The sequence below is a fragment of the Micromonospora sp. NPDC006431 genome (genome assembly GCF_042870725.1).
Taxonomy (GTDB): Bacteria; Actinomycetota; Actinomycetes; order Mycobacteriales; family Micromonosporaceae; genus Micromonospora.
Window position 1 is genome coordinate 45,797 of sequence record NZ_JBIAHQ010000010.1, and the last position, 24,839, is coordinate 70,635.

The window sequence follows — 24,839 nt, forward strand, 5'->3', positions numbered from 1 at the left end:
GAGACTGTGCTCGCGGGTCGGATCGTGCCCGCCGCACCGCGCCAAGCCCCGCCCACCAGCCCGTCGGGAGGCCCCGTGCCGCTACGGACCAGTGCCCTGCGCACCACCCTGCTCGCCGGCGTCGCGCTGCTGGCCACGGCGGCGCCCGCGGCCGGAGCACCCGTGGGGCCGGGCGTGGGTGCCGGTGCCCACGCCGACCGGGACCAAGCCGCGCCGTACCGGGTCACCCATCTCAAGTCGAAGGCCGACGTGGACGCGGTCGCCCGCACCGGCGCCGCGATCGAGCAAATCGAGCACGGCGAACTGACCGTCACGGCCACCCCCGCCGAGGTGCGCGCCATCCAGCGCCTCGGCCTGCGTACGGTGGCGGTGTCCACGTCGGGCGCCTCGGCGATGGCCTTCCCCGCCCCGGACGCCGCGTACCACGACCATGCGGAGACGCTGGCCGCGGTGGACGCGATCGTCGCCGCCCACCCGACGATCGCCAGCCGGCGGGTGATCGGGAAGTCCTATGAGGGCCGGGACATCGTGGCGCTGAAGATCTCCGACAACGTCGGCGCCGACGAGGCCGAGCCGGAGGTGCTCTTCACCGCCAACCAGCACGCCCGCGAGCACCTCACCGTCGAGCAGGCGCTCTACCTCGCCGACCTGCTCACCGGCCAGTACGGCGCCGACCCGCGGATCACCCGACTGGTCGACGGGCGGGTGTTCTGGATCGTGCCGATGGTCAATCCGGACGGCGCCGAGTACGACATCGCCACCGGCGTGTACCGGGACTGGCGCAAGAACCGGCAGCCCAACACCGGCAGCAGCGCCATCGGCACCGACCTGAACCGCAACTGGGGCTACAAGTGGGGCTGCTGCGGCGGCTCCTCGACGTCACCGTCCTCGCCCACCTACCGCGGCAAGTCGGCCTTCTCCGCCCCCGAGACCGCTGCCGTCCGCGACTTCGTGGTGAGCCGGCGCGACCCGGGCACCGGCAAGCAGCGGATCAAAGCCGCGATCGACTTCCACTCATACGGTGAGCTGGTGCTGTGGCCCTTCGGCTACACCAAGTCCACCGTGGTGAGCGGGATGAGCGCCGACGAGTACGCGACGTACCAGGCCATCGGCCAGCAGATGGCGGCCACGAACGGATACACGCCGGAGCAGGCGAGCGACCTCTACATCACCGACGGGTCGGTCGACGACTGGCTGTGGGGCCAGGAGCGGATCTTCACGTACACCTTCGAGCTGTACCCGGTCGACCCGGACCCCGGCTTCTACCCGCCCGCCTCGGACATCGCGGCCGCGACCGCGCGCAACCGCGAGGCGGTCCTGATGTTCGGCGAGTACGCCGACTGCCCGTACCGGGCGATCGGCAAGGCGGCGACCTACTGCGCGGCGGCCGACGACTTCGCCATGAGCACCAGCCCGGCCAGCGACACGGTGAGCTCGGGCGGCTCGGTCACCACCACGGTCACCACCACGACCACGGCCGGCAACCCGCAGCAGGTCACGCTGAGCGCCAGCGGCCTGCCGGCGGGGGCGAGCGCGGTCTTCCTCCCGCCCACGGTGACCTCCGGCGGCTCGGCGACCATGACCGTCACCGTGCCGGCCGGCGCCCTGCCGGCGAGCTACGCGGTGACCGTCACCGGCACCGGCACCGGCGTCACCCGGTCGACCTCCTACGGTCTCGGGGTCGACGGGCGGGCCGGCTGCACGGGCAGCAACGACACGGACGTGGCGATCCCCGACCTGACCCCGGTGCAGAGCCCGATCACGATCGGCACCTGCCCCGGCAACGCCGGCGCGGCCAGCAGCGTCGAGGTGCACGTGACCCACCCGTACGTCGGTGACCTGACGCTGACCCTGATCGCGCCGGACGGCAGCGAGTACGTGCTCCGGGACCGGGTGGGCGGGAGCGCGGACAACATCGACCAGACCTTCCCGGTCGATCTGTCCGGCGAGGTCGCCAACGGCACCTGGCAGCTGAAGGTGTACGACGCCGCGGTCACCGACACCGGCACCCTCACCGGTTGGCGGCTCGCGCTCTGACCCGGGCGGCCACGGGCCGAACGAGGCCGGTGGTCGGCGTCACCGACGCTGACACCGCGCGTGTCCCGGAGCGGGATCCTTCCTAATCGCTTCGTCTGGCGTCAATATGTCGGACAGGTTCCGGAACCGCCATGAGGGGAGCGCTCCCTTGACACCCCTCCCGCTCTATTCATAGGTTTAAAGATGTCTATTTGTAGGTTTGTTAACTGTTCGGCCGGCCGACTCGGCCACAGCTGACCGACCGAGGGGAGGCATCCGTGCGCAGCATCCGCACCATCGCCACCGTCGCCCTCGCCGTCGTGGGCCTCACCGTCGCCCTCACGGCGACCACGAGCGCACCCGCCGCGGCGGCACCCGGCGCGATCACCTGGTCCGACGAGTTCAACGGGGCGGCCGGCGCGCCGCCGGACGCCAGCAAGTGGCGCTACGACATCGGCGGCGGCGGCTGGGGCAACAGCGAGCTGCAGTACTACACCTCGAGCACCCGCAACGCCGCCCTCGACGGCAACGGGAACCTGGTGATCACCGCCCGCCGGGAGAATCCGGCCGGCTACTCGTGCTGGTACGGCAGTTGCCAGTACACCTCGGCCCGGCTGCTCACCGCCGCCACGTTCACCCAGACGTACGGCCGGTTCGAGGCGCGGATCAAGATCCCCCGGGGGCAGGGGATCTGGCCCGCGTTCTGGATGCTGGGCAACGACATCGCCACCAACCCATGGCCCAACAACGGCGAGATCGACATCATGGAGAACATCGGGCGCGAGCCGTCCACCGTGCACGGCAGCCTGCACGGGCCGGGCTACTCCGGCGGCAACGCGCTGACCGGCCAGACCTCGCTGCCCGGCGGCCAGGCCCTCGCCGACGCCTTCCACACCTACACCGTCGACTGGGCACCCGACTCCATCACCTGGTACCTCGACGGCGTGGCGTACTCCCGGAAGACCCCGGCGGACGCGGGCGGCAACCGGTGGGTCTTCGACCACCCGTTCTTCATGATCATGAACGTGGCGGTCGGCGGCAACTGGCCCGGCTACCCGGACGGCAGCACCGTCTTCCCGCAGACGATGGTCGTCGACTACGTCCGGGTCCAGGCCTGGGACAGCGGCGGCGGCACCGGCGGCCCGATCATCGGCTACGGCAACAAGTGCGTGGACGTCGCCGGCGCGAACCCCGCCAACGGCACCGCCGTCCAGCTCTGGACCTGCAACGGCACCGCCGCCCAGCGCTGGACCTGGAACGCCGACGGCTCGGTACGCGCCCTGGGCAAGTGCCTCGACGTCGCCGGCGGGTCGACCGCCAACGGCGCCCGGGTGCAGCTCTACGACTGCAACGGCACCGGCGCGCAGCGGTGGAAGTTCAGCTCCGCCGGGGACATCGTCAACCCCCAGTCGAACAAGTGCCTGGACGCCACCGGGGTCAGCTCCGCCGACGGCACTCCGCTGCAGATCTGGGCCTGTACGGGTGGAGCCAACCAGAAGTGGCGACGCTGAACGGAGCCGGACCGGGCGTGGCCCGGTGACCTCCGCCTGAGCGGGCCGGCCGGGCCGGCTCGCTCAGAACCTGTGCACCGATCCGTTCGCCCCACCGCCGCCGCACGTGCCGCCCGACCCGGTGCTGTACCGCACCGCGCTGGGCGCGTGTCTGCTGTTCGTCGCCGGGATCCTCGCCGGGGTCGAGATCGGACTCGCGTCCGGGGTGGCCGCGGCGATCCTGGTCGCCGGCTTCGCCGTACGCGCCCGGCGCAGCCTGACGTTCCACCTCGTCCCCTGGCGGCTGCTGGTCTTCGTCACCGGGCTGTTCCTGGTGGTGCAGACCATCGGACGGCACGGCCTGGACACCGTCATGGGGACGCTGATCGGCGGCGACCCGGGCGCCGAGGGCGCGTTGCGGGCCGGCGGCGTCGGCGCGCTCTTCGCCAACGTGGTCAACAACCTGCCCGCGTACGTGGCCGGCGAGGCGGTCATCGCCGCCGACCACCACACCCAGTTGCTGGCCCTGCTGGTGGGCACCAATGTCGGCCCGCTGGCCACCCCGTGGGCCTCGCTGGCCACCCTGATCTGGTACGAGCGCTGCCGGGCCGCCGGGGTCGCCGCCCCGCTGGGCCGGTTCGTGGCCACCAGCGCCGCGCTCGCCGCGCTGGCCACCGCCGCCACCGTCGCCGCCCTGCTGATCGCCCCGCCCGGCCGACCGACGATCACCGGAGCCGACCGGACCGGGCGGCAGGTCGCCATCCGCACACCCTTGACCAGCCCTTACGGGTATCGATACGGTCGCTTGATCTTGCCCTCGTGACGGGAATCCGGGCCGCGGCACCGAGCACGGCCACCGAAAGGACGGAGGTGAGCCGCCGCTCTCGCTCGCCCGCTCCTGTCCATGCAACGACAGCAAAGGGATGAATCGAATGTGGATCAGCAGACATAGCCGCCTCCCCTGGCGCGCAGGACTGTCGGTGGCAGCCGCTGCCTGCCTCGCCATCACCGGCCTCGCGGCACCCGCGGCCGCCGCCACGGCCGAGTCGGCGCTGCCGAGCGGCAACACCACCTACCGGACGTTGGCCGACTACGAGCGCGACATGGAGACGTTGGCACGTGAGCACGCCGATCTGGTCAAGCCGCTGACGCTTCCGTACCCGACCTCGTCGGGCCGGCTGGTCCGCGGCCTCGAGATCACCCGGAACGTGCAGGCCAACGACGGCAAGCCCGTCTTCGTCACGGTCGGGATGCACCACGGCAACGAGTGGCCCAGCGGGGAACTCGTCATGGAGTACGCGGTCGACCTGGTGAACGCCGCGTCCGCCGGCGATCCCTACGTGTCCGCCCTGCTGGACCGCGCCCGGCTTGTGGTCGTGCCGGTCGTCAACGTGGACGGGTTCGTGCGTAACCGCCGGCAGACCGACACCAACGTCGACATGAACCGCAACTACGGGTTCGGTTGGCTGCCGATCTCGACGGGCGGCGCGGCGCCGTGGTCCGAGCCGGAGGCGAGGAACATCGAGTGGCTGCTGTCCACCCGGCAGGCCACCACCTTCGTCACCCAGCACACGTGCATCCAGGTCGTCCTCTACCCGCCCCTGCAGCTGGCGGTCGGGCCGACCCAGGACGTGGCGCGGTACGAGGATCTGGCGACCAGGATGGCCAAGCGCTACGGCGCGAACTACATCCCGCGCGACTCCGCCCACGACTACGAGACCACCGGTGAGGCGATCGACTGGGCCTACTTCGCGACGCGGGGGCTGGCGTTCACGGCCGAGACCTGCCCCGATCGGGGCCTCCCGCGGACCTTCCAGACCCAGGTGACGGACACCTACCCGGCCCACCGGCTCGCCATGTTCGAGGCGTTGGAGAACACCGCCGACCCGGCACAGCACGCGGTCATCGAAGGCAAGGCACCCAAGGACGCGGTGCTGCGGATCACCAAGTCCTTCGACATGTACACCCAGCCCTACCCGCAGCCGGACGGCACGACGCGACCGAGTGGGTTCCCCACGACGCTGACCTCCGACCTGGACATCACCCAGCCGAACGGCAAGTTCCACTGGTCGGTCAACCCGTCGTACCGGCCGGTGCCGCCGTATCAGGCCGACGGCGTGCACCCGAACCAGACCGGATTCCACACCGAGCCGTGGATCCTGACGTGCGAGCGACCGGACGGCACGGTCCTGCAGCGGACGCCCGTGAACGTCGACCTGGGCCAGACGGTCACGGTCGACCTGCAGCAGTGCACCCGCAACTTCCACAAGAAGGACCTGAAGTAACACCCGCTGGACGTGGTGCCGGCCGGCTCCGACCTCCGTCGTAGCCGGCCGGCACGCGCTGAACAAGAACGGCAGCGGGTCGCCGACCGTCGGCGAGATCCGCAGCCCACCCGGTCCCGCCGCTCGGCACGCTGCCAAGAAGGGCTGCCCCAGCCGCAAGCCCATTACCGCGCCGCCCTGCGAATTGGGTCTCACCAGGCAATATCGAATGCCATTGAATGCTGGCTGCGAGTGTTCGAATCGAAGGACACCTTCAGCGCGGCTGGGAAGATAAATGCAAAACCGCAGGTCAGAGCGGCAGCATTCAGGACAGTTCAAGCTGGCGGTGGGCACCGACTGCCCACTCAGCACGTCGTCGACCAGCAGCCGCCCGCCTGGTCGCGGGCTCAGCGCCGCCGACACTTTCACAGGCGTCGCATCTCACGGCGTTCCCGTTGGCAGCCTCGCGTGCACGACCGCAGCTCGTGTCGGCAACAACATGAGCGGACATCAGCCGACCGTCCGAACGGGTCGGCCGGGCGGACAGCCGTCCCGACACGTTGTGCAGAATTGACCTGATCCATCACATAGTTCCGGCGTGTTCCTCTTTGGGTCGTGTTAGCTTTTCCTCCAATTCACCTCGGCCCAAACCGGGCCGAATCAGGACAATTCTGACACCAGGCACAAAAGGGTGGATTGTGCCCGCGAATGACGGGGGAAGAGCTGATGAAAGGTACGTGGACTGCCGCCGCCGGCGGCAGCGCGGGGGAGACCGGCTTTGCACGGCGGACCGGCCGCACGACGTCCGTCAGGGAGGGGATCCGGTGACCTTGAACCGGGACATCGACACGCACGTCCCCAGTCAGCTGACCGAGGAACCACCGCTCACGGCACCGTCCGGGCAAAGTAACCGGGCACTGAGCATCCTGCGGATACGGGAACGGCCCACGGACGAGGCCGAAGCGGTCGACGCTGGCCCCGAGCGGCAGACCGTGAGCGTGGTCATCCCGACGCTCAACGAGGAGAAGAACATCGCGTGGGTGCTCGAGCGCATGCCGCCGATCGTCGACGAGGTGGTCCTCGTCGACGGGCACTCGTCGGACCGTACGGTCGAGGTCGCCCGCGCCATCCGGCCGGACATCGTGGTGCTGACGCAGAACTGCCGCGGGAAGGGTGACGCGGCCCGGGTGGCGTTCGCCGCGACCACCGGCGACCTGATCGTGATGATCGACGCCGACGGCAGCATGGATCCCCGCGAGATCCACCACTACGTCACCCCGCTCATGAACGGCTACGACTTCGTCAAGGGCTCGCGCTTCCTGACCGGCGGCGGATCGACCGACCTGACTGCGCTGCGCCGGAGCGGCAACCAGGTGCTGGTGCGGTTGACGAACAGCTTCTTCCTCGTCCACTTCACCGACCTGTGCTACGGCTTCTTGTCATTCCGCCGCGACTGCCTGCCGGCGCTCGCCCTGACCGCGCACGGCTTCGAGATCGAGACCGAGCTCGTGGTCCACGCGCTGAAGGCGAACCTGCGCATCGCCGAGGTGCCGAGCAACGAACTCCCCCGCCGCTGCGGCATCTCCAACCTACGCACCTTCCGGGACGGTCAGCGGGTGCTCCGGACCCTGCTCCGGGAGCGGTTCGTACGGCGCCCTCGACCGGTGGTGGACCCGATCGACCACCGCGTGCTGCAACGGTGGCAGCCCCCCGCCGCCGAGTCGACCAGCCCGACCCTGAGCGAGGTGCCCCGATGAGGACTCATTCCCTGCGGCGTGTCCGGGTGGCGCGCGGCGGCTTCGCCCTCGCCCTGCTGCTGGGCGTGCTGCTCGGCGCCGCGCCCCTGCCCGGCGGGCTCGCCACACCGGCCAGGGCGGCCGCCGGCGACATCGGCTACGTCGGTCCGTCCACCTCCGGCGACGGCTCGGCGGCGACCGGTGAGAAGCCGGAGAGCAAACTGTGGTGGAACGACGGCGCCTGGTGGGCGGTGCTCTTCCACACCGGCAGCCAGACCCACCACATCTTCCGGCTGAACCGCTCCAACCAGCAGTGGGTCGACACCGGAACCGTGGTCGACAACCGGCCGAAAACCCGTTCCGACGCGCTGTGGGACGGCACCCGGCTCTACATCTCCTCGCACGTCCGGGCCAGTTCGTCCGCGGACGCGACCGCCGGCAATCCGGCCCGGCTCTACCGGTTCAGCTACAACGCCGCGACGAAGACCTACACCCGCGACACCGGCTTCCCGGCACAGATCAGCAACTACTCCAGCGAGACCCTGACCATCGACAAGGACTCGACGGGCGTGCTCTGGGCGACCTGGACACAGGGTTCGAAGGTCTACGTGAACAACACGACGGGCGGGGACGCGGTCTGGGGCACCCCGTTCGTGCTCCCGGTCGCCGCCGCCAGCAACCTGGACAGCGACGACATCTCGTCGTTGGTGAGCTTCGGGGGGTCCCGGATCGGCGTGATGTGGAGCAACCAGGTGCAGTCCGCGGTCTACTTCGCCGAGCGCGTCGACGGCGCGTCGCGCTCCACCTGGGACGTCACGCGTACGGCGGTCCAGGGTCCGAACAGCGCCGACGACCACATCAACCTCAAGGCGCTCGAGGCCGACGCCGCCGGGCGGGTCTTCGCGGTCATCAAGACCGGCCTCGACGACGCCGGCGCCACGACCTCGGCGCCCTTGATCATGCTCCTCGCCCTGGACCCGTCGAGCCACGACTGGTCCAGCTACAAGGTCGGGCGGATCAAGGACTGCCACACCCGGCCGGTCCTGCTGCTCGACTCCGAACATCAGATGCTGTACGTCTTCATGACCGCGCCGGACAGCGGGTGTCCCTACACGGGCTACCCGGGAACGATCTTCATGAAGAGCTCCCCGATGGGCAGCATCGCCTTCCCCGACGGCCGCGGCACGCCGGTCATCAGGGACGCCCTCTCGCCCAACATGAACAATGTGACGAGCACCAAGCAGAGCGTCACCAGCGCCACCGGCATGGTGATCCTGGCCAGCAACGACGTCACCCAGCGCTACTGGCACGCCGACCTCCCGCTGGGCTCGTCGTGAGCGCCGGGGCCATCCTCGATCCCCGCCTCGGGCCGGCACCGGGCGACCCGCGACCGCTGCGCGTGACCAGTCCGGCCCCGGCCGACGTGTGGGAGCAGGTGCTCGCCTCCGCGCCGAACGCCCTGCCCAGCCAGACGCCGACCTGGCTCCGCTGCGTGTGCAAAGTCAAAGGCTACGAGGACGTGTCGCGGCTCTACGAGACCGCCGACGGCAGGCGCCTCGTCCTTCCGCTGGTCCGGCGCGCGGGGCTCGGTCCGATCCTCGCGGCGGACTTCGGACTCCCCGTCGGCTGGGGACCGGGCGGGCTGGTCTGCGAGGACGGCGATCTCCGCCCGGAGGACGTCCGTATGGTGGTCGCCGACCTGGCACGGCGGCACGTGCTGAGCACTCTGGTCCGCCCCGACCCGGCGGCGGCCGGGACGTGGGAGGCCGTGGTGCCGGCGAGCGTGCTGCGCGAGAAGCGGATGACGCAGTCGGTCTTCCTCGACGGCGGCTTCGACGAGGTCTGGCGCAAGCGGTTCCGCAGCGACACCCGCAACCGGATCCGCCGCGCGGAGCGGGCCGGCGTCGTCGTCGAGTGCGACGACACGGGCCGCCTGGTCCCGGTCTTCCATCAGCTCTACGGCGAGTCCGTCGACCGCTGGGCGCGGCGGGACCGGCTCCCGCTCCCGCTCGCCCGGCGGCTGGCCGCCCGACGGGAGCCGCACCGGAAACTGCGCACCGTCGCGGAGATGCTCGGGTCCCGGTGCCGGATATACGCCGCCCACCACGAGGGACGACCGGTCGCCGCGATCGTCGTGCTGTTCGCCGCGACTACGGCGATGTACTGGCGCGGCGCGATGCTGGAGCAGTTCGCCGGCCCCGTCTACGCCAACTACCTGCTGCACAAGACGGCGATCGCGGACGCGATCGAGGCCGGATGCACGGTCTACAACATGGGCGACTCGGCGCGGGTGTCCTCGTTGGAGCTGTTCAAGAGCCGCTTTGGCGCCGTCAGCCAGGACTACGCCTGCTACCGGATCGAGCGGGTGCCGATCACCCCGCTGATCGAGCGCGCTCGGGGCGGCGTACGGCGGATCCTGGCGCTCCGGCCGGTGCGGAGTAGTGCATGATCCGTACGCCGCCTGGCTTGCCGGGCCCGCCGACGACGGCGGTGGCAGCGCACCCGGAGCCGCGACGGCAGGTGGAAGCGGCGACGGCCGCGCCCGGGCTCGCCCGGTCGGTGCTGGCCGGCCTCGACGAGGCCGGCGTGCGCTGGTGCCTGCTCCGCGGCGGTCCGGCGGCGCTTGTCGCCCCCGGGGACCTGGATCTCCTGGTCGCGCCGGCCGATCTCGCGCGGGCCGTGGCCGTCATCACGGCCCACGGACTGATCCGCCTGGCCAGTCACGGCCGGGGCAGTCACCGGTTCTTCCTCGGGCTCGACGCGGCCACCGGCTCGTGGGTCGAACTCGACGTGGTGACGGAACTCGCCTACGGCCGGCACTTCGAGGTGCGCACCCGGGCCACCGGCCAGTGCCTGGGCCGTCGGGCACGCCAGGACGACGGGTGGGTACTCGCGCCCGGAGACGAGTTCTGGGCGCTGCTGCTGCACTGCGTGCTCGACAAGGGCAGGTTCGCCGAGCACCACCTGCGTCGTCTTCGACAACTGGCGGAGCACGCCACGCTCGACGGTCCGCTCGCCCGGGCGCTGCCGGACCGGGCGGCCCGGATGCTGCTGACGTACTGGCGGGTCGATCGCCCGGCGGCGCTGCCGGCCGTCCGTCGGCGACTGCTCAGCACCTGGTGGTGGGCCCATCCGGCCAGCGCGGCCCGCCGCCTCGTCGGCTCGACCGCCCTGCGCTCGATCGAGCGGCCGTTGCAGGCGTGGAGCCGTCGGGGTGCCGGCGTCGCCCTGATCGGCCCCGACGGATCGGGGAAGTCCACCCTGGCCCAGGCGATCGAGTCGACGTTCTACTTTCCGGTACGCCGCGTCTACATGGGGCTCTGGCCGTCAAACGAGGCGCCGCGCAGCACCGCTGAACAGGGCATACGCATCCTGCTGCGCCCGTTCACCGTGTGGCGTCGCTACCTGGCGGCGGTGCGCCACCGGGCGCTGGGCCGGCTGGTGGTCTTCGACCGCTACGTCTACGACGCCCTGCTGCCGCCGCGCGGGCCGCTGGTCTGGCTCAAGCGACCGTACTTCCAGCTGCTGAGCCGACTCTGCCCGGCACCCGACGTGGTGCTGCTGCTGGACGTCCCGGGGCCGGTCATGCACCGCCGCTCCGGGGAGTACGACCCCGAGCACCTCGAGCGGGAACGCGAGCAGTACCGGCGGCTGCGCCAGCGAATTCCGCACCTGGAACGGGTCGACGCCGACCGGGCGCCGGAGCTGGTGCTCGCCGACGCGCTCGGCCGGATCTGGCGGCACTACGTCGAGCGGACGGCCCGGTGAGGGGCGCCGTACAGTGGGCGCAGCCGGTCCTGCGGGACCGGCTCGCCGGCTGGCTGCACCGGCCCGAGCGGAGCTGGACCGCCACCGTCGCGCCCCGCCTGGTCGCCCGGGCGACCACCACCGACGACACGCGGTGGCGGACCGAGTCCGTCGCCTTCACCAGCACGTCCGTAGCCGTGGCCGCGGTTGGCAGCCGCGGGGCCGGCGAACGCTACATGGTCAAGGTGCCCTGGACGCACCAGGCCGCCGAGGGGCTGCGGCGCCAGGCCGAGGTGCTCGACCTGCTGTGGACAAACCCGCGCCTGCCCGGCCTACGCTCGCTCCTGCCGTACTGCGTGGCGCGGGGCGAGGTCGACGGGCGCTACTACTGCGTGGAAGGGGCGCTGCGCGGCGCTCCGGCCACCGGGATGATGCTGCGGCGTACCCGGCGGGCCGCGCTGCTCGCCTCCGCCGGCCGGGTCATCCACGACCTCCACCAACGCACCCGGGAACGGACCCTGCTCGACCAGGCCGCCCTGGAGGAGTGGGTGGACGCCCCGCTCCGGCGGCTGAGCGAGTTCGCCGCCACCCACCCGCGCCGTGGCCGGTTCCTGGACACGGTCTGGCGACTACGCGAGGAACTCGTCGTCGCCCTCGCCGGCCGCACCGTGCACACCTCCTGGATCCACGGCGACTTCTGGCCCGGCAACCTGCTGGCCAGCCCACCGGACGGCCAGGTGACCGGGATCGTCGACTGGGACCGGGCCGCGGCCCGCCAACTCCCCCTGCACGACCTGCTGCACCTGCACATCCTCGCCCGCCGGCTGGCCCGCGGCGACGAACTCGGCGAGATCGTCGTCCAGGCGCTGCGGCACGGGATCGACCGGACGCTCGACGTCCCCGCCGACGAGGCAGCCACCTGGCTGGACGGCATCCCGCCCCGCCCGGCCCTGCTCCTCTACTGGCTACGCCACATCCTGCTGTTCATCGACTCGGAAGGTGACCATGACGATCCACGCTGGATCCGCGGAAACGTCGAACGCGTCCTCGCCAACGTCTGAACCGGTCGCCGTCCTCGATCCGGCAGCATCGGCCCGGCCCGGCTCGGCCCCGACCGTGACCGTGGTCGTCTGCGTCTACACCGAGCGGCGGTGGCCACAGATCGTCCGGGCGGTCCACTCGGTGCTGGCGCAGGACGTACCGGCGGCCCAGGTCGTCGTGGTCGTCGACCACAACCCGGCGCTGCTGGCGCGGGTGTACGCCACGTTCCCCGAGCTGACCGTCGTGCCGAACGCCGGCCCGCGCGGCCTGTCGGCGGCCCGCAACACCGGGGTGGCCCGGGCGACCGGCGAGATCGTCGCCTTCCTCGACGACGACGCGGAGGCGGAGCCCGACTGGCTGGCCCGGCTGCTGCCGCACTACCGGGACCAGCAGGTGCTCGCGGTCGGCGGCCACGCCCTACCTGCGTGGGAGGAGGAACGGCCGCGCTGGCTGCCCCCCGAGTTCGACTGGGTGGTCGGGTGCAGCTTCACCGGCCAGCCCACCGAGGTCACCCCCGTGCGAAACGTCATCGGCTGCAACATGTCCTTCCGCAGGTCGGTGCTGAACCGCACCGCCGGCTTCGACCCGGCGCTCGGCCGGGTCGGCCGGACACCGGTTGGCTGCGAGGAAACGGAGCTCTGCATCCGGATCCGGCAGCTTGAGCCGGACGGCGTGGTGCTCTACGAGCCCGCGGCCCGGGTCCGGCACCGGGTGACCGTCGATCGGACGACCTGGCGCTACTTCCGCCAGCGCTGCTTCTCCGAGGGACGGTCCAAGGCGGTCGTCGCCCGGCTGGTCGGTAGCGACGCCGGGCTCGCCACCGAGCGCACGTACACCCGCCGCACGCTGCCCGCCGGGGTGCGCCGCGGCCTGCGTCAGGTCCGTGCCGGCGACCGCGCCGGCCTGCTGCGGTCCGGCGCGATCGTCGCCGGGCTGCTGGTGACCGCCGCCGGCTACGTCTCGGCCCAGGCCATGCGCGCCTCACAGGCGGTCGGCAAGCCGGGCCCCCGGCGGGCGGGCCCGGCACCGGTACGCGTGCTCGCCGTCGAGCTCGCCGAGGGGGTGCCCGACGTCCCCGACACGGGCGGCCCGGAAGGCACCCGGTACGGCGCGGCGCAGGTCCTGGTCCGGCTGCACGGGGAGCCGCTCGGGCTGGTGGACGTCGGGCTGCCGGCCGGCGGGCTGACCGCGCCGGCGCTCACCGCCACGATCCGGGACCGCCTCGCCACGGCGATCGACGCGCACCTGCGCCACGACGGCCTGCCCACACTCGACCGGCTCGACGCCTACCCGGTCAGGGAAACCGTCGGCACCCGGTCGTGTCCGTCCCGCCGGCCGGCGGCGGCGCACGCCCCATTCGTCAGCGTGGTCCTGCCGACGTGTGGACGCACGCCGCTCTTCGAGTCCACCCTGGACTCGCTCGCCGCGCTCGACTACCCCCACTTCGAGATCGTCGTGGTGGACAACGCGCCGCAGGTCAGCGACACGGCCCGGACCGTCGCCAGCCGCTCCGCCGTCGATCCCCGATTCCGCTACACGAGTGAACCGCGACCCGGCGTCGCCCACGCCCGTAACCGAGGGCTGGCCGAGGCGCGGGGCGGGATCGTGGCCTTCGCCGATGATGACCTCGTCATCGACCGGGGGTGGCTGCGCAACCTCGTCGACGGCTTCACCGACGACGACGTGGTCGGGGTGACCGGTCACATCCTCGCCCGGGAACTCGACACGCCGGCGCAGATCTGGCTGGAGCAGTACGGCGGTTACGGCAAGGGCTGCCAGCGGCGGAGGTTCGACCGGTCCGGGGTCGCCACGCTCGATGCGGGAGGCGCACGCCGCGTCGACCTGCCACCGCGCTCGCTCCACCCGTACCTGCCCGGATCGTACGGCTCCGGCGCCAACATGGCGTTCCGCACCGACGCGCTGCGCCGGTTGGGCGCCTTCGATCCGCGGCTGCGCAGCGGGGAGGACATCGACCTGCTGCTGCGTACGGTGCTCGCCGGACACGCGCTGACCTACGAGCCGGGGGCCATCGCCTGGCACACGCACCGACGTGAGCTGCGGGCGCTGCGACGGACCATGTACCAGTACGGGGTCGGCCTCGGCACCGTCCTGACGAAATGCCTGGCGAGCGACGCCACCGCCCGACGCGAGCTGCTGCGGCGGCTGCCCCGCGGCATCGCCTACGCCCTGCGGCCCGGATCGGCGAAGAACAACCGGAAGCAGGAGGGCTATCCCGCCTCGCTGACCGTCCTCGAGCTCTGCGGACTGGCGCTCGGGCCGGTCTACTACGCCGCCGCCGCGGCCCGATCTGGAAGGAGCCGCAGGTGAACCGCCAACCGAAGACGGTCGTCCCCGTCCTCTGCTACCACAGCATCGGCGACGTACCCCGAGACAGCACGCTGCGCTGGTCGGTGTCACCGGGCGACTTCGACGAGCAGATGGCGCTGATCCGGGACCGAGGGCGTACGCCGATGACGGTGAGCGGCTACGCGGCCGTGCTGCGCGGACTGGCCCCGCTGCCGCCACGACCAGTGCTGATCACCTTCGACGACGGCTTCCCCGACCTCGCCGACACCGCACTGCCGGTGCTGCGCCGGCACCGGCTCACCGCCACCGCGTACGTCATCGCCGCGCGGGTGGGCACGGCGCCGGCACCGGACCGGGATCCGTCACTCGACTGGGACCAGCTCCGCGAACTGCACGCGCACGGGGTGGAGATCGGGTCGCACAGCCGAAGCCACCCCGCGCTCGACTGTCTACGCCCGAGCGAGCTGCACCAGGAGATCGCGGGAAGCCGGCAGGTGCTGGAGGACGGTACGGGGACGTCGGTCCGGTCGTTCGCCTATCCGTACGGCTACCACAGCAATGCCGTCCGGACCGCGGTGCGCGCCGCCGGCTACTCCTCCGCCTGCGGAGTCAAGAACGCCCTGAGCCACCCGAACGACGACGTCTTCGCCATCGCCCGGGTGCTGATCGAGCGGGACACCGGCGTCGCCGGAATCGGCGCCCTGCTGCACGGCACCGGCTGGCCGCTGGCCTGGCGCGGCGAGCGGCTGCGCACCCGGGGTTGGCGCGCGTACCGACGGGCCCGCCACCTGGTCCACACCGCGCGTCCGCGACTGCACCAGCCGACCTCGTGACGGCGCCGGAGAGCACCCGGGACGGGAGGAGGGAAGACGTCGTGAGCGCCCAACGTGCCGGGACCGCGGACGCGCCGGTCGGCCGCGCGGCTCCCGGCGCCAGCATCGTCGCCGCGCCGATCGCGTTACGCCTGCGGCAGCACCTGCGCGACCCGCTGAACGGCAACGTCTACGCGCTGATGCTCAACACGGCGATGAGCTCGCTGCTCGGCATCGCGTACTGGGCTCTCGCCGCCCGCCTCTACTCGCCGACCGAGCTCGGCATCGGGGCGGCGACGGTGTCCACGATGACGTTTCTCAGCAACCTCGCCCAGCTCAATCTGAACGGGGCCCTCGCCCGCTTCCTGCCGGCTGCGGCGGGGCAGAGCGGCCGGCTCGTCGGGTACGCGTACGCGGTCACCTGTCTTGCGGCGCTCGCCCTGAGCGGCGGTTTCCTGCTGCTCGCTCCCCTGGTCACCGACCGGCTCGATTTCCTGCACCGCACCCCCCTGTTCGCCGTGGCGTTCGCCGTCGCCGTCGCCTGCTGGGGCGTCTTCACCCTGCAGGACAGCGTGCTGACCGCCCTGCGCGGGGTCGTCTGGGTCCCGGTCGAGAACACCGCCTTCGGGCTCGCCAAGATCGGGCTGCTGGTGCTGTTCGCCGGCGTCGTGCCGAGCCTGGGCATCTTCATCTCGTGGAACCTGGCGGTCGTCGCGGCGCTCATCCCCGTCAACATGCTGGTCTTCCGCCGGCTGCTGCCCCGACAGCGGGCACTTTGCACCGAAGCGGCGCTGCCGGGCCGTCGGGGGCTCGCCCGGTTCGTGGCGCTGGACTACGTCGGATACCTGTTCATGCAGGCCGGTACGAATGCTCTGCCGTTGCTCGTGACCGCCCGGTTGGGCGCCGAGGCCAACGGCGTCTTCTACGTGGCCTGGCTGCTCGGCGGCTCGCTGGAGCTGGTGGCGTACCACTTCGGCACCTCGCTGACCGTGGAGGCCGCCGCCGACGAATCGCGGCTCGCGGCGTACGCGCGGCAGGTGCTGCGCCGGGGCCTGCTCCTCTTCGTACCGGCGGTCGTCCTGCTCTGCGCGTCGGCGCCGCTGCTGCTGGCCCTGTTCGGCAGCGACTACGCCTCGCCCGGCTCGGACACCCTGCGGCTCTTCGCCGTCGCGGTGCTGCCCAAGTTGCTGCTGACCGTCTTCGTCGCGGCGGCGCGGGTGCAGCGCCGGGTGGGGCGCATCATCGCCGTGCACGCATCCACGAGTGTCCTGGTCGTCTCGCTGGCGGTGGTCGCGATGGCGCAGATCGGGGTCGCCGGGGTCGGCGTCGCCTATCTCGCCGGACAGCTCGTGGTGGCGGCGGCCGTGCTGCCGTCGCTGGTGCGGCTGCTGCGGGGCGCGTCGTGAGCGGCGCCGCGGCCCTGCTGGCCGCCCCGGCCTCAGCCGGCCGGCGGATCCGACACGGCCTGCTCGCCGGTGCCGAGTGGGCTGCGCCGACGGCGGCGCTCGCGCTCGGGGTCTGGGCCCTGCAGCGGGGGGACGCCGCCGACATCGGGTCGCTCGGCCTGGTCACCGCACTCCGCCCCGAACTGTACGTCGCACTGGCGCTGCTGACCGCGAGCTTCCTCCGCGGCGTCTTCCGCCCCCGCCCGGCTTCCGATGCCCTGCTCGCCGCGCACGTGGTGGTGCTCGTCATCCTGCTCTTCGGCGCGGCGCCGATCATCGAGCCCCTGCCGCGGGTGATCTCGGGTTGGCTGCACGTCGGCTTCGCCGACTACATCGCCCGTACCGGGGAGACCCTGCCGGAGTTGGACGCCCGCTTCAGCTGGCCCGGATTCTTCGCGCTCACGGCCATGGCGACGCGGCTGGGCGGGCTGCCCGACGCCATGCCGCTGCTCGCCTGGGCGCCCGTGATGTTCAACCTGCTCTACGGCGTCGCGGTGTTCCGGCTCGCCCGGTTGACGTCGACGGACGCGCGGACGGCGTGGCTCGCCCTCTGGCTGTTCTTCCCCGCCAACTGGGTGGGGCAGGACTACTTCGGCCCCCAGGCGATGAACTACCTCTTCTACCTGGTCCTGCTGACGGTGCTGCTCCGCTGGTTCCGCCCGGTCCGGTACGACAGCCGGCAGGGCGAGCGGACCTGGCGGAGCCCGACGGCGTTGCTGCTGCGCCTGCTCCGGATCCCGCCGCGACCGCTGCTGCTCGAACCGGGGGCCGATCGGGCCAGCCCGGCGTCGCTGGTCGGGCTGGCTGCGGTGGTCCTCGTGATCTTCGCGGCCAGCACCGTGAGCCACCAGCTCACCCCGATCGCGATCGTGGTCAGTGTCGGTGCGCTGGTGCTGGCCCGCCGTTGCACGCTCCGTACGCTGCCGGTCCTGCTGGCCGTCATGCTGATGGCCTACATCAGCTACGGCGCCGTCGCGTACTGGGCGGGACACCTGGACGACATGTTCGGCTCCTTCGGGAATGTCGGCGGCACCATCAACGACGGGGCGGTCGAACGGGTACGAGGCGACGCGGGGCACCAGATGGTGGTGCTGCTGCGGGTCGTCCTCGCCATGGCGCTCTGGGGGCTGGCGGCCATCGGCGCGTGGCGACGAATGCGCCGGGGACAGGCCGCCCGGGGGCTGCTGGCACTCGCCGGTGCACCCTTCCTCTTGCTGGGGATGCAGAGCTACGGCGGCGAGATCTTCCTCCGGGTGTACGCGTTCGCCCTGCCGTTCATGGCGATCCTCCTGGCCGCGCTGCTGGTCCCGGTGTGGCCGGCGCGGCGTCGCGTCCCCGCGGCCCTCGCGGCGGGCGCGCTGAGCGCCGTCCTCATCGGCGCGTTCTTCGTCGCCCGATACGGCAACGATGCCTTCGAGCAGGTCCGCCCGGGCGACCACCGGGCCGTGGAGTGGCTCTACGCGCACGCCCCGGCGGACGCCACGTTCGTCTCGGTGACCTCGAACGTCCCCTGGCGGGCGAAGGGCGTCGAACGGTACCAGTACCGGCCCCTCGGCCAGGATCTCGGGCCGACAACGGTGCCCGCCATCGAGGAGGAGATGCGGCGCAACCCGAAGGGCGCATACCTGATCATGACAAAGGGGCAGTTCGTCTTCGCGCAGTCGTTCCTGGGCAAGCCGCGAGGCTGGGGCGAGGACCTGGAACGCCAGGTCGTCGACTCGGGACGGTTCCGGCTCGTCTACCAGAATCCCGAGGCGAGGGTCTACGTCCTCGGCAGCACCGAAGGGGGCGGCCGGTGACCCAGATCGCCGATCCCGGCATCGATGCCAGTCCAGGTTCTCCGGGTCGACCGGCCCCGCCCTCGCTGATGGGCCTCCCGTCGGGTATCCCGTGGTCAGCGTTGGTGACGCTCGTCGCCGGTGACGCCGTTCTCGCTCTCGTCCTCTGGGACGTGCCGGGCATCCTGCGGACCGCCAGCGTCCTCGCCTACCTTGCCGTGGCGCCGGGGCTGGCGTACGCGAGGCTGATCCGGATCCCGGACGGCCTCACCCGGTTCGTCGTGGGCGTCGCGCTCAGCCTCGCCCTCGGCGTCCTGGTTGCGCAGGGGATGCTCCAGCTGCACCTGTGGTCACCGCTGCTCGGGATCGTCACCCTCACCGTGATCGCGTCGCTGGCCGCCCTGATCGAGCTGGGCCGGGACGTGCTGCACCACCACCGGAGGCGACGGATGGAGCCGGCATGACTGACATCGCCCTCAGCGTGGCACGTTCCGGCCCCGTCCAGGCGACCGTGCTCACCCTGCTCGTGGTGGCGCTCATCGCCCGAATCGTGGCGCAGCTCGCGGCGCGACCGGCGCGACCGGAGGTCCTCCGGACCCTCGACATGGTGGCCGTACCGCTGCTCGTCGCGTTCGTCGTCATCATCCTGCAGCGGTTCCATGAGCTGAGCTGACCGTGGCCGGCGCAGCCCAGCCCACCCCCGCCCGGCTCCCCTTCACAGGCCGTGGCGGCGGTCGCCCGTCACCAGCTCGGTGATCCGTGCCTCGGACCGGGCCGAGAACGGGTCCCGGTGGGCGGCGACCGCCTGCCGGGTCTCCTCGGCCACCAGATCGGCGTTGATCTGAGCGCCCGCGCCCGCGCCGGCCGCAGCGGCGGCGCCGACCTGGGCGGCCGGGTCGGTGACGTTGCCCGCGACCCACACTCCGGGCACGTCGGTACGGCCAGTCGCGTCGGCGGGGATGTGCTCCCCGACTCCGGCGGGGTGCGCCGCCGGCCGCAGCCCGAGCGCCGCCAGGAACCCGGCGCGGGCCACCATCCGCGGCGCGACCACCAGGGCGTCGCGGTGGGCCAGCCGGCCGTCGCCGAGGCGTACGCCCACGAGACGGTCCTGGACGACCTCCAGGGACGCCACCTCGCCGGCCACCACACGGACGCCGCGGGCGGCCAACTGCTCCGCCTGCTCGTCGGTGGGCGGCGGCATGGTGTGGGGGAAGAACGTGACATCGTCGCTCCACTGGCGGAACAGCAACGCCTGGTGCACCGACAGCGGCCCGGTGGCCAGCACCCCGATCGCCCGGTCCCGGACCTCCCAGCCGTGGCAGTACGGGCAGTGGATCACGTCCCGGCCCCACCGGGCCCGCAGTCCCGGCAGGTCCGGCAGCTCGTCCACCAGCCCGGTGGCGACCAGCAACCGGCGCGCCCGGACGGTCCGCCCGTCGGTCAGTGCCACCCCGAACCCGTCGTCCGCGCGCGTCGCGGCGCCGACCTCGCCGGGCACCACCTGGCCGCCGTAGTCGCGGACCTCCGCCCGGCCGCGCTCCAGCAGCTCGGCCGGGGGCATCCCGTCGCGGGCCAGCAGCCCGTGCACCCCGTCGGCCGGGGCGTTGCGCGGGGCACCCGAGTCGATCACCAGTACCGATCGGCGTGCCCGGGCCAGCATCAGCGCCCCGCTCAAGCCCGCGGCACCCCCGCCGATCACCACCACGTCGTAGCTCTCCCTGAGCTGCTCGGTCATCCTGACCACCTCCCAGGGCAACCATCCGGGCCGCCCCCGAAAGTGGCAACCTTTGTTGCTGTTATGGCAAGCTGATGGCATGGACGACGACCTCGACCAGGCGCTCGACGCGGTCGGCCCCCGGCTCCGCGCGCTGCGGCGGCAGCGCGACACCACGCTCGCCGAACTGTCGGCCGCCACCGGCATCTCGGTGAGCACCCTGTCCCGGCTGGAGTCCGGCACCCGCCGGCCCACCCTGGAACTCCTGCTCCCCCTGGCCCGGGCCCACGACGTCACGCTCGACGAACTCGTCGGCGCCCCGCCCACCGGAGACCCGCGCATCCACCTGCGCCCGGTCACCCGCCACGGCATGACCATGCTGCCGCTGACCCGCCGGGCCGGCGGCATCCAGGCGTACAAGCTGGTGATCCCCGCCAGCGGCCGGCGGAACGAACCCGACCCGCAGACCCACGAGGGCTACGAATGGCTGTACGTCCTCAACGGGCGGCTGCGGCTCGTCCTCGGCGACCACGACCTGGTGCTCTCGCCCGGCGAGGCGGCCGAGTTCGACACCCGCGTACCGCACTGGTTCGGGGCCGCCGACGCCGAACCGGTCGAGTTCCTCAGCCTCTTCGGCCGGCAGGGCGAACGCCTGCATCTGCGTGCCCGCCCCACCACCGGCTCCCCGCGCTCCGGCAGAGTTGCCGGATGAGCGCAACCCGATCCGCCGCCCAGGCCTGGGACGAGGAGCACCGGCGCGGCCGGTACCAGCCCCGTAGCAGGACGTCGGCCGCGAACCTTCGACCGGACGTCCGGCGCGGGTCGAGTGGGGCGCCGACCCTCAACCGCCGGATGGTCCTGCTGCCGCACGGGGCAGCCGGGTGGCGGTCAGCTGCCCTTGGCTGATCCGGCGGCGGCACCCTGCGGCTGCCCGCCTGGTTGCCGAGCTGGTGACGGCAACCTGGACTGGCCGGTCCCAGGTGCGTCGACGGGCAACGCCTCGAGCTGGAAGCGGCTCAGCAGGTCGGGCAGAAACGTCGCGAGGGCGGTGGCGGTGTTCTGCCGGTCGCCGCCGCCGTCGTGCAAGAGCACGATGGAGCCGGCCCTGGTGTCCGCTGTGACGGTGGCGATGATGACGGCTGCTGCCGGTTCCTCCCAGTCGCGGGGATCCACCGCCCAGTGCAGGCCGGTCATGCCCAGGTCCTCGGCGACGTCGACCAGCTGTGGGGTCCAGTTCCCGCCCGGCTGCCGGAAGTATCTGATCGGGGCCTGCGGTGCGGCGGCGTGGATGGCCTGGCTGGTCCGCAGCAGATTGCCCTCAATGTCCAGACGTGGCCGGCTGCCGAGGTCGAGGTCCTCGTTCCAGGTGTGGTTGCACAAGGTGTGACCGTCGGCCACGATGGCCCGCACGAGTGCCGGATACGTCGCCGCATTCTTGCCCAGCAGGCAGAACGTCGCCTTGACGTGGAACTGGCGTAGCGTCTTCAGGACGAGCGGAGTCCAGGTGGGATCGGGTCCGTCGTTGAAGGTCAGCGCCACCTGCGCCGAGCCGGTGGTCAGCTGGACACCGGTGGGGACGGGGGATTCGGTGGCGGACGGCGCTTCGGCCGACGATGACGCGTGCGGCAGCAGGGATCGACCGATCAGATAGACGCCGCCGACCAGCACCACCAGCACCAGGGTCAGGCCGGCGGCGCGCAGCGCCGAAGACCGGCGCATCAGACGGTCCTTCGACTGCCGGCCGCCGCGGAAATGTCATAGCTGGTCACTGTCGCCCCTTCTGCCAATCCGACAGGCGCCACGCTAGCCGCAAACGACCCAAAGCCACGTGTATATGAACAAATTCCCCCTTATATTGGCATTGCGCCCAAACCAGCAGCTCCCGAAGGCGAACTACCAGCGGTTGGCGTGACGTGGCGAATGTGGAGCTGGGCGGACCGCCGGGGCATCGACTGGACGCCGCTTCGACCGGCGGATCCGCTACGACCTGGCCGGACGGCCGATGGCACGGCTGGTACCGGGTGATGGTCCACGGTGCGGCGCTGCCGCCGCTCGGGCTGCACCCGGACCGACCCGGCATGGCCGCCCAGGTCAGCGGGGCGCGGTTCGCCCACCGTCGGCAGGATCCTCGCGGTCGAGGTAGTCGGCGAGTTCGATGACGACGTCCGTGTAATGCGGGTCGGTGTGGTACGGCCAGTGTGCCTCGATCGGCGGCGGGACGGTGTCCATGGGTGGGACGGTGACCGCGCGCGGGTCGCGCAGGCGCACGTCCACCTGCCCGGCCGGCCCGCCGACGGCGGGTGCCTGGCCCGGGTGGTGCGTGGAGAAGATGGCCCCGCTGATCGGGTCGGTGTTGCGCCAGAGGTTGCGCCACCGCCACCCGACCCGCTCGCCGACCTCCTGCAGGACGTCCTCGCCGAAGTAGGCGGGCATCAGGTGGCCGTAGAGCCGGCGCAGCGGTGAGCCGTAGGTGAGCAGGGCGACCCGGTGCAGGGACTCCGGCGGCAGTTGCAGGATGGCCGCCGCCGCCAGCGCGGAGCCGTGGCTGTGCCCGGACAGCACCACCTTGTGCTCCCGGGTCAGGGCGCTCACCCGCCTGGCGAGCTCCGGCACCGCCCGCTCGGCATAACAGGGCGGCGCGAACGGATGCGTCGTCCGGGGGAAGAAGGTACCCAGGTCCCACAGCACCCCGGCCGCCCGCCGGACCTCGGGCGAGACGTACGCCAGCAGACCGATCAGCACGAGCCCGATGATGATCAGCCCGAGCGAGATCGTCCCCGCGTCGGTGAGATAGGCCGCGAGCCCCACGAACGTCCCACGGTTGCCGCTGACCTGCTGCGCCAGCTGGGTCGGCCCGATCTCGATCAGGTCGAGCGCGGTGAACACGAGACTGAGCAGCGAGAGCACGAAATACACGATGAGCAGCGGGCTGAACTGCTCGGCGAGGCGTGACCTGCTGATCGCGCGGCGCACCGTCTGCACCTGCCCGGCGGCCTGCGGGGGCGCGTCGGGAAAGTCCTCCCGGCTGATCCGCTCCGCCAGCCGGTCCCGCCGGCGCCGGCTGAACCGGCCCGCGTACAGGCCCACCACGGTCACCAGCAGCACGGTGAACAAGGCACCCAGCGCCTCCCACCGGTAGGCGATCGGCGGATCCAACGGCGGGGAGCCGGGCGGCGGGGGATGCCCGGGGCCCGGGATGTCACCCCGGTCCAGGATGTCGGCCACCCGGTAGACGAGTCCCGCCGTGATGGTGGCCGCGAGACCGGCCGCGACCGCGCCGAACACCGGGGCGCCCAGGCCCCGGAAGAACGCCCGGGCCGAGGGCGGGGCCGCCCGCTGCTGCCACACGGTGATCACCGCGAGCGCCAGCAGCAGCGCGGCCTGTCCGAGGATGACCAAATTGACGCTGAGGGCGAAACCGGGCAGCGCCCCTCCCCGGGGTACGGGAGGACGCGGCAGGAGGGCGTACCCGGCGGTGAGGACGGTGATCGCGATGACCGCCACCCGCAGCGGCCGGATGACCGCCCTGGTCCAGTCCCAGCCGGTGTGCGGAGCGCTCAACGCGGGCAGGCAGAGCAGCACCACGCAGGCGGCCACGAGCAGCGCCGCCGCAGCGAGCAGCGCCACCCCGACCGGCCGGTGGTCCAGGGTGATGAGGGCGAAGAGGGCGCTCGCGTCGAGCGTGCCGTACGCGATCGCCACGTGGATCGACCGGAGCCGCCCGACGATGGTCTCCCCGCTCCAGAAGCCAGGCGCGTCGAGCCGGTCCCCGTGTGGGGCGCCCGAGCTGCCGTAGCTGGACCGGAACGCCTCGTAGGAGCGCGCGGAGCGCTTACCGACCCACCAGATGACGCGGATGGTGGCGGCCGGGAACACGGCGAGGACGACCATTCGCGGCCCGATCGGAAACTCGTCGAGCCAGGCCAGGTACCCCCGCCCGGCGGTGCACGGCCGGTACTGCACGCACTGCCAGCCGACGAGGTCCAGGGTGACGCCGATGATCGACAGCACGAAGATGGCGGTGATGGTGGCGCCCAGCACGCGGCAGAGGGCCTTGACCGTGTCGCCGTTGCCGCCCGGAGGCCGCAGCCACGCCGCCAGGTTGCTGAACATGAAGGGCAGCAGGAAGAGCAGCGACAGCGTCCGGGCCACCGTGCTCACGGTCAGGTTCCGCCACTGGTACGCCTCGATGACCACCCCGCCCGGCCCGGTCGTGTCGCCGAAGCCCGGGCGCGGGCGGTAGAAGCCGGCGTTGCGGTCACCGGCGACCCGGACCACCACCGGGTGGTCCAGCAACTCCTCCGCCCGCACCCCGGTGACCCCGTGTACGCGCAACTCCACCACATCTCGCGACATCTGCCCCTGACCACGCCGTCGGGTCGCCCCGGGCCGCCGCGGGCCCGCTCGAGCCTGCCGCGCGCGCATACCCCGGACCGGGAGCGCTATGCCCGGCAAAGCCGGCTCCGGCGATCGCCGCCGCCCCCTCGCT

At 72.1% G+C, this 24,839-nt stretch carries 19 protein-coding genes; 16 read left to right on the top strand and 3 right to left on the bottom strand.

Features of this window, described 5'->3' with window-relative positions; all coding sequences use genetic code 11:
- The first annotated feature begins 75 nt into the window (after positions 1 to 75).
- The 15 genes from ACFYM6_RS18510 (at position 76) to ACFYM6_RS18580 (ending at position 19,309) form a co-directional block, all read left to right on the top strand.
- Entirely contained in the window at positions 76 to 2,037 is a 1,962-nt protein-coding gene (locus ACFYM6_RS18510; protein WP_387276956.1) for a M14 family metallopeptidase, read from the top strand.
- 257 nt (positions 2,038 to 2,294) lie between these two features.
- Positions 2,295 to 3,527: a lectin gene (locus ACFYM6_RS18515; protein ID WP_387276958.1), complete on the top strand. Its 1,233-nt coding sequence runs from the start codon at positions 2,295 to 2,297 to the stop codon at positions 3,525 to 3,527.
- 106 nt (positions 3,528 to 3,633) lie between these two features.
- On the top strand, positions 3,634 to 4,329 hold the full coding sequence (locus ACFYM6_RS18520) for an ArsB/NhaD family transporter (protein ID WP_387276960.1): 696 nt from the start codon (positions 3,634 to 3,636) through the stop codon (positions 4,327 to 4,329).
- A 157-nt stretch (positions 4,330 to 4,486) separates the two neighbouring features.
- Positions 4,487 to 5,791: a M14 family zinc carboxypeptidase gene (locus ACFYM6_RS18525; RefSeq protein WP_387276962.1), complete on the top strand. Its 1,305-nt coding sequence runs from the start codon at positions 4,487 to 4,489 to the stop codon at positions 5,789 to 5,791.
- Between the two features lie 803 nt (positions 5,792 to 6,594).
- Positions 6,595 to 7,527, top strand: coding sequence for a glycosyltransferase family 2 protein (locus ACFYM6_RS18530; RefSeq protein WP_387276964.1), 933 nt, complete (start codon positions 6,595 to 6,597; stop codon positions 7,525 to 7,527).
- Positions 7,524 to 8,843, top strand: coding sequence for a hypothetical protein (locus ACFYM6_RS18535; RefSeq protein WP_387276965.1), 1,320 nt, complete (start codon positions 7,524 to 7,526; stop codon positions 8,841 to 8,843). The genes ACFYM6_RS18530 and ACFYM6_RS18535 overlap by 4 nt, the downstream gene beginning before the upstream one ends.
- Positions 8,840 to 9,955: a lipid II:glycine glycyltransferase FemX gene (locus ACFYM6_RS18540; RefSeq protein ID WP_387276967.1), complete on the top strand. Its 1,116-nt coding sequence runs from the start codon at positions 8,840 to 8,842 to the stop codon at positions 9,953 to 9,955. The genes ACFYM6_RS18535 and ACFYM6_RS18540 overlap by 4 nt, the downstream gene beginning before the upstream one ends.
- A 71-nt stretch (positions 9,956 to 10,026) precedes the next feature.
- Positions 10,027 to 11,274, top strand: a complete 1,248-nt coding sequence (locus ACFYM6_RS18545) for a hypothetical protein (protein WP_387276969.1) — start codon at positions 10,027 to 10,029, stop codon at positions 11,272 to 11,274.
- Positions 11,271 to 12,314: a phosphotransferase family protein gene (locus ACFYM6_RS18550; protein ID WP_387276971.1), complete on the top strand. Its 1,044-nt coding sequence runs from the start codon at positions 11,271 to 11,273 to the stop codon at positions 12,312 to 12,314. The genes ACFYM6_RS18545 and ACFYM6_RS18550 overlap by 4 nt, the downstream gene beginning before the upstream one ends.
- Positions 12,259 to 14,622 carry a glycosyltransferase gene (locus ACFYM6_RS18555; RefSeq protein ID WP_387276973.1) on the top strand — a complete coding sequence of 788 codons (2,364 nt, stop codon included), beginning with the start codon at positions 12,259 to 12,261 and terminating at the stop codon, positions 14,620 to 14,622. The genes ACFYM6_RS18550 and ACFYM6_RS18555 overlap by 56 nt, the downstream gene beginning before the upstream one ends.
- Entirely contained in the window at positions 14,619 to 15,434 is an 816-nt protein-coding gene (locus ACFYM6_RS18560) for a polysaccharide deacetylase family protein (RefSeq protein ID WP_387276975.1), read from the top strand. Before ACFYM6_RS18555 ends, ACFYM6_RS18560 begins: the two co-directional genes overlap by 4 nt.
- Before the next feature lie 41 nt (positions 15,435 to 15,475).
- Positions 15,476 to 16,819 carry a lipopolysaccharide biosynthesis protein gene (locus tag ACFYM6_RS18565; protein WP_387276977.1) on the top strand — a complete coding sequence of 448 codons (1,344 nt, stop codon included), beginning with the start codon at positions 15,476 to 15,478 and terminating at the stop codon, positions 16,817 to 16,819.
- Positions 16,816 to 18,657, top strand: coding sequence for a hypothetical protein (locus ACFYM6_RS18570; protein WP_387276979.1), 1,842 nt, complete (start codon positions 16,816 to 16,818; stop codon positions 18,655 to 18,657). Before ACFYM6_RS18565 ends, ACFYM6_RS18570 begins: the two co-directional genes overlap by 4 nt.
- Positions 18,658 to 18,761: 104 nt before the next feature.
- Positions 18,762 to 19,100: a hypothetical protein gene (locus ACFYM6_RS18575; RefSeq protein ID WP_387276981.1), complete on the top strand. Its 339-nt coding sequence runs from the start codon at positions 18,762 to 18,764 to the stop codon at positions 19,098 to 19,100.
- Complete coding sequence (locus tag ACFYM6_RS18580; protein ID WP_387276983.1) at positions 19,097 to 19,309, top strand: hypothetical protein; 213 nt, start codon at positions 19,097 to 19,099, stop codon at positions 19,307 to 19,309. The genes ACFYM6_RS18575 and ACFYM6_RS18580 overlap by 4 nt, the downstream gene beginning before the upstream one ends.
- 42 nt (positions 19,310 to 19,351) lie before the next feature.
- Here the strand turns inward: ACFYM6_RS18580 and ACFYM6_RS18585 are convergent, their stop codons facing one another.
- The gene (locus ACFYM6_RS18585) at positions 19,352 to 20,371 is read right to left on the bottom strand and encodes an NAD(P)/FAD-dependent oxidoreductase (RefSeq protein ID WP_387276985.1); all 1,020 of its coding nucleotides are present in this window, start codon (positions 20,369 to 20,371) and stop codon (positions 19,352 to 19,354) included.
- A gap of 79 nt (positions 20,372 to 20,450) precedes the next feature.
- Here ACFYM6_RS18585 and ACFYM6_RS18590 point away from each other — a divergent pair, with 79 nt between their 5' ends.
- The gene (locus ACFYM6_RS18590; protein ID WP_387276987.1) at positions 20,451 to 21,062 is read left to right on the top strand and encodes a helix-turn-helix domain-containing protein; all 612 of its coding nucleotides are present in this window, start codon (positions 20,451 to 20,453) and stop codon (positions 21,060 to 21,062) included.
- Between the two features lie 176 nt (positions 21,063 to 21,238).
- On the opposite strand, the gene ACFYM6_RS18595 is transcribed toward ACFYM6_RS18590, so the two are convergent.
- Both ACFYM6_RS18595 and ACFYM6_RS18600 read right to left on the bottom strand, forming a co-directional pair.
- The gene (locus ACFYM6_RS18595; RefSeq protein ID WP_387276989.1) at positions 21,239 to 22,069 is read right to left on the bottom strand and encodes a polysaccharide deacetylase family protein; all 831 of its coding nucleotides are present in this window, start codon (positions 22,067 to 22,069) and stop codon (positions 21,239 to 21,241) included.
- Positions 22,070 to 22,441: 372 nt separating this feature from the next.
- Complete coding sequence (locus tag ACFYM6_RS18600; RefSeq protein ID WP_387276991.1) at positions 22,442 to 24,706, bottom strand: hypothetical protein; 2,265 nt, start codon at positions 24,704 to 24,706, stop codon at positions 22,442 to 22,444.
- Positions 24,707 to 24,839: the final 133 nt, after the last annotated feature.

Excerpts from the sequence above, each read along its gene's own strand:
- ACFYM6_RS18580 (WP_387276983.1), top strand. The coding sequence starts at position 19,097 with ATGACTGACATCGCCCTCAGCGTGGCACGTTCCGGCCCCGTCCAGGCG.
- ACFYM6_RS18555 (WP_387276973.1), top strand. The coding sequence starts at position 12,259 with ATGACGATCCACGCTGGATCCGCGGAAACGTCGAACGCGTCCTCGCCA.
- ACFYM6_RS18590 (WP_387276987.1), top strand. The coding sequence starts at position 20,451 with ATGGACGACGACCTCGACCAGGCGCTCGACGCGGTCGGCCCCCGGCTC.
- ACFYM6_RS18595 (WP_387276989.1), bottom strand. The coding sequence starts at position 22,069 with ATGCGCCGGTCTTCGGCGCTGCGCGCCGCCGGCCTGACCCTGGTGCTG.
- ACFYM6_RS18535 (WP_387276965.1), top strand. The coding sequence starts at position 7,524 with ATGAGGACTCATTCCCTGCGGCGTGTCCGGGTGGCGCGCGGCGGCTTC.
- ACFYM6_RS18585 (WP_387276985.1), bottom strand. The coding sequence starts at position 20,371 with ATGACCGAGCAGCTCAGGGAGAGCTACGACGTGGTGGTGATCGGCGGG.
- ACFYM6_RS18600 (WP_387276991.1), bottom strand. The coding sequence starts at position 24,706 with ATGTCGCGAGATGTGGTGGAGTTGCGCGTACACGGGGTCACCGGGGTG.